This is a genomic window from Elusimicrobiaceae bacterium (genome assembly GCA_017528825.1).
Lineage (GTDB): Bacteria > Elusimicrobiota > Elusimicrobia > Elusimicrobiales > Elusimicrobiaceae > Avelusimicrobium.
On the sequence record JAFXOI010000014.1, the window covers coordinates 1 to 4,078 of the forward strand.

The following is a 4,078-nucleotide window of genomic DNA, read 5'->3' on the forward strand; positions in this document are numbered from 1 at the left end:
CAATTAAGAACTTTGAAAGAATACGCTGCCGTTTGCGGTTTGCCGGTACGGACGCTCCGGCGGTTCTGCCAGGAGGGAATCCTCCCAGCCTTACGTGTCGGTCGGGCCTACTACGTCGATACCCAGGCTGCCGATCAGGCGCTCCGGGAATCAGTGAACCTGACAACGGCAAAACAAAAGGCCGCTCCGGATATCAAAGTCCGGGCCAGCGGAAAAAAGTTTGATTTTATGAAAGAGATTAACCGGCTGAAACAGGCTACCTAAGGAGGAAATCATGAAAAAAGTTTTGATTATCGTTTTGCTGGCGCTGGCTGCCTGGCAAACCTACGAATGGCTCCGTCCGGTGAAAACCGTTACCGCTGTTTACACGGTGGCCACCGGCGATACGCTGTACGGTATCTGTAACGAGGCCTATATCACAAAAAATAACAGTGAATGTTTTAACCAGTTTTTGGACAGTAATTACCGGCAAAATAAACGGCTGCTGCAGCCCGGGGATACGGTGGTAATTACTAACAGGCTATATCAATGAATGGCCTTATCAATTTCGTAACGCTCTACCGTCACCAAATGACAGCGCTGAATCTGCTCCGGATGAATGACTCGTTTCTCCTGAGCATGGAACAGGGAACCGGAAAAACCTTACCGAGCCTGTACCGGATTTACGAGCTGCTTAAGTATAAGGAGATTAACCGGGCGTTAATTGTCTGTCCTAAGTCGGTAATCGCCAGCTGGCAGCGAGATATGGAAAAGTTTACGCCGGAGGCCCGGGAGCTTTTGAAACAGGCTGACGTGATTAATTATGACGCCGTCTGGAGACACCAGCAGTACAAACGACAGTATGATCTGATTCTGCTGGATGAGGCTCACTCCATTGTCAACCGGACGAGCAAACGGGCCGAGTTTTTGCTGAGACTTTCGGTTACAGCCAAATACCGATACCTGTTAACCGGTACGCCCATAGGAAACGGACGGCTGGAGGATACCTGGAGCCTGTTCTGTTTCATGGATCCGTACCTGGTAGGCAGCCGGATCTATTCCAATATCTGGAAGTCGTTAACCGGAGGCAAAGGCAGTTATTACGACTGGCTGGGACGGTACGCTTACCTGGATCAGTATCATAAGCCCTTTAAGTACAAACACGTCCGGGAAGTACAGGACTTGATAGCCGATTACAGTTACAGCATTAAAAAAGCTGACTGCCTGGATCTGCCGGAAAAACTGCCGGACGAGATCCGGATCCTGCCGCTTTCGGAAATGAAACTGTATAAGGCTATGGCAAAAGACAGCGCTGTTGAGGAAATGGAACTGATCGCCGATAATCCCCTCGTGAAAGAGCTTTATTTACGGGAGATACCCAGCGGCCACTTAAAGGAGACTCCCCTCACCACCAGCAAACGGGGCGCCTTGTCTGACGTCCTGGCAGAGCTGGGAGGCAAAAAGCTGGTTATTTTTGCCGAGTTCACGGCTTCCATTAACATCATTAAGGAAGTGCTCGACAAAGAGGGCGTCACCTATACTACCCAGGACGGAAAGAGCGATAAAGATAACTGGCGGCGGTTCCAGAGCGATAAAACCATTCGCTGCATTATCTGCCAGTACGCCAGTGGTTACCAGGGAATCGATTTATACGCCGCCGATACGATTCTGTACTATGAGCCAACGCTCCGGAGTATCGTTCTGGAGCAGAGCCGGGACAGGATCCACCGGAACGGCCAGAAAAACAAATGCAGCTATATCCATTTCCTGACAGCCGGCACGATAGAGCAGCAGATTTACCGGACGGTATCCAATTACCAGGACTTTACCAAAAAGCTGTTTACGGAGTACATGAGTACCTATCAGAGAACATACAGGAGGTGATTAAAACGGCTATCAGCGATATTAAGGATTTGAAAAATATCTGTATTTACGATATCGAGGTTTTCGTCCATGACTGGCTCGTAGTCGTGTTCGATATTGACCGTGACAAACACAAAATTTTTCATAACGACAGCAACGAAATCCGGGGCTGGCTGGCAGAACGGCAGCCGATACTCTGCGGTTTCAATAACAAGCATTACGACGATTATATCCTTTTGGGAATCCTTAAAGGGAACACGCCGGAACAGGTTAAGGAACATAATGATTTTATTATCGGAGGTGGCCAGAGATTTGATTTTCAGGGTATCTCCGGGATGTTTAAAAAAGACTGGTTCCGTAGTTTCGATTTAAAAGATGATTTACCGCTGGAGCTGTCGCTAAAGGCGATAGAGGGAAACCTGGGCCAGAACATTATCGAGTCCAGCGTGGACTTTACGGTAGATCATAAGCTGGATAACGACGAGCTGGCAGAGACGGTGTTTTACTGTACCAACGACGTTAACGCCACGTTTGAGCTGTTCAAGCTCCGGGCCGGTTACCTGAACGCAAAACTCAAGGTAGCCAAAACCGGTAACATGGATCCGGTAGAGGCGCTTGGCCTGACAAATCCGAAACTTTCAGCCACGTTTTTAAAGGCTGCCAGGTTAGCGAATCCCACGAAAAATGAGCTGATCTATAAGCCGCCGGAGCAGCTGCAGCTTAAAAAATATAAACAGGTGCTGGACTTTTACCGGGTTATCGATTATGAGAAAACCTTAACCGTCCAGGCGAAAGATATCAAACTGGTTTACGGCTGGGGCGGTATACACGGAGCGCTGGAACATTACAGCCGGGAGAGCGACGCCAAATTTAAAATGGTGGATATCGACGTAGGCAGCTATTATCCCTCTATGATTATCCAGCTGGGCTACACGCCCACCAGCATACCCAGCGCCCAGGGTTATAAGGATATTTATGAGCAGCGTATCCACGCCAAACATACCGGAGACAGCGATACCGCCGACGCCCTGAAACTGGTTTTAAACAGTACCTACGGAGCGTTAAAGAACCAGTATAATCCTCTCTACGAGCCACGGGTAGCGAATCATATCTGTATCTCCGGCCAGCTGTTGTTAACAGATCTGATAGAAAAGCTGGAGGATATTCCGACGTTGGTACTGATTCAGGCAAATACCGACGGTCTTATGATCGGTTATGATCCGGCCCGGGAATCGGATGTGAACAAGGTGGTTTCCGAGTGGGAGGCCCGGACACGGCTTAACATGGAATATACGGAAATCAAAAAGATAGTGCAGAAAGACGTTAATAATTATGTACTGGTAGCCGGGGCCACGTACCTTATCGATAAGGACGGGAACCGGAACGTCACCAAACCGGACAAAGACAAAATCGCCACAAAAGGCGCTTACGTTTCTCTGTTCAACGGCGGCGACTTTAAAAATAACAGCCTGGTTATCGTACATAAGGCGCTGGTAGAGTATTTTATCCACGGCGTACCGGTGGAGGACACCATTAACAAAGCCGAGAACGTTTTTGACTTTCAGATGATAGCCAAAACCGGACACACCTATAAAGGTACGGTGTATGAGTACGACGGGGAAAAGCTGCCTATGCAGAGAGTAAACCGGGTGTACGCCAGCGCCGACGAGTTTCGGGGAACCATTTACAAAGTTAAGACTACAGGCCGCCTGGATAAGGTGGCTAATATTCCGGATCACTGTTATATCGACAATATCGGGACGGAAACAAAGCTGAGCGATATTGACAAACAGTATTACATTGATCTGGCGAAAAAACGTATCGCCGATTATATCGGTGAAATTAAAGAGAAAAGGAGTAAAAAGACTATGGCAACAAAAAAAGCTACGGCAGCAGAAACGGAAATCAAAGCAGAGGATTTTACCACGTTAAACATTTTCCAGAAACTGGCAAAGGTTAAGGTTGAGTTTGGCGAGGCCAACATTAAGAAATCCGGAAAAAACACTTACGCCGAATTTATGTATTTCCAGCTGGAGGATATCATTCCCACGGCAAACCGGGTACTGGAAAAATACGGCCTTGTGTTCTTCGTGTCGTTTGATGAGACACAGGCAAAAGGAACCTTAGTGAACGCTGATAATCCGGAACAGTATATCAGCTACACCTCCCCTATGCGTAAATTACAGGTAGAATCGGCTACCGGCAAACGGAAAATGAATGAGCTCCAGGGACTGGG

3 protein-coding genes are annotated in these 4,078 nt (G+C 48.1%); all 3 read left to right on the forward strand.

The window, feature by feature from the left end:
* A partial coding sequence (locus IKN49_03465) for a helix-turn-helix domain-containing protein (GenBank protein MBR3632105.1) occupies positions 1 to 264 on the forward strand: 264 nt, incomplete at its 5' end.
* 10 nt (positions 265 to 274) lie between these two features.
* A complete protein-coding gene (locus IKN49_03470; GenBank protein ID MBR3632106.1) occupies positions 275 to 532 on the forward strand; it encodes a LysM peptidoglycan-binding domain-containing protein in 258 nt (85 codons plus the stop codon).
* A gap of 86 nt (positions 533 to 618) precedes the next feature.
* Positions 619 to 1,863: a DEAD/DEAH box helicase gene (locus IKN49_03475; GenBank protein MBR3632107.1), complete on the forward strand. Its 1,245-nt coding sequence runs from the start codon at positions 619 to 621 to the stop codon at positions 1,861 to 1,863.
* The last annotated feature ends 2,215 nt before the right edge of the window (positions 1,864 to 4,078 follow it).